We start from the raw sequence: 1,156 nt of genomic DNA on the forward strand, positions 1-1,156 counted from the left end.
GGCAGCTGCTTCGACTTAGGCGAGCGGCGCTTCGTCCTCTATCCGCAAGGCGATGCCACCATCAGCACTTACAGCGACAACGACCAAAGCGACTACAAGCACAACAGCGCTCAAACCGTCATCCGCACCCACGTGGCTGACAGCAAGCTGCGCGTGATCATCGAACCAACCACCGGCTACTACCCGAACATGGCCATCAAAGAGAAAACCTTCCTTTATATATACTGCGACCGGCACCCCGAAGAAATCCAGCTGCGGGCCGGCAATGACGAAGTCATCAGCCTGACCGAGTACGGTACTCCGGAAACCCTGCAAAGAGCCAAGGAAGGCTTCTACTACGACAACAAGTTCTGCTGGCCGGAAGGCTTCAAGGACCTGGGGGCAACGCCCCGCCCGACCCTGATCATCAAGCTGCAGGAGCGGGACATCAAGCAGGAAAAAATCGAAATCCTGGTCAACAACTTCCGCTTCGCCAACGAACAACTGGTTCACCAGATCACCGACGCCGCCCTGCCCCTGCCGGGCAAGGTGGAAGTCGACCGGAGCAAGATCAGTGCCCACTCCCTGACAGTCAAGTGGACCCAGCGGACGCCACAGGTGCAGATCGAACTGAACGGCCTGCTTTACACCGGCATCAACGGCAACATCTTTACCTTGACCGACCTGGCCGCCGATACCGTCTACCGCCTGCGCCTCCGGTATGAGGCCGGCTACAAGGTATCCGAATGGTCCGACCTCTTGCAGGTCAAGACCAAGCGGGATCCGCGCGACTTTATCATCCCTAACGTCAAGGTCGCTTCCAGCCAAAGCGCCGCTCCTGGCCACCAGCTCAAATACCTCCTGGACCGGCGCCTGGCAACCGACTGGCAAAGCGCGGAAAAACCAAGCGAGGACCAGCCCCTGACTTTGACCTTCAGCTTCCCGGAACAAACGGAACTGAACAAGCTGATCTACGTGCCAAGAGCCAGCAGCCGGGACGGCCGGCCTTTGAAGATGCGGGTCGAAATCTCCACTGACGGGGAAACTTTCGCCAGCTATGGAGGCGACTACCAGTTCAACAGCGACTGCAAGAACAAGGTCATCGGCCTCAGAGGCGTCAGCGCCAAAGCCGTCCGCCTCAGCATCCTGGAAACGACCGGGGACTGCGCTGCTGCCA

At 58.9% G+C, this 1,156-nt stretch carries 1 protein-coding gene; it reads left to right on the forward strand.

The features are described from left to right. On the forward strand, positions 1-1,156 hold a 1,156-nt coding region (locus lacNas_RS05180), incomplete at both ends, for a discoidin domain-containing protein (RefSeq protein WP_201346662.1).

The sequence above is a fragment of the Lactobacillus nasalidis genome (assembly GCF_016587775.1).
In the GTDB taxonomy this organism is placed as follows: domain Bacteria; phylum Bacillota; class Bacilli; order Lactobacillales; family Lactobacillaceae; genus Lactobacillus; species Lactobacillus nasalidis.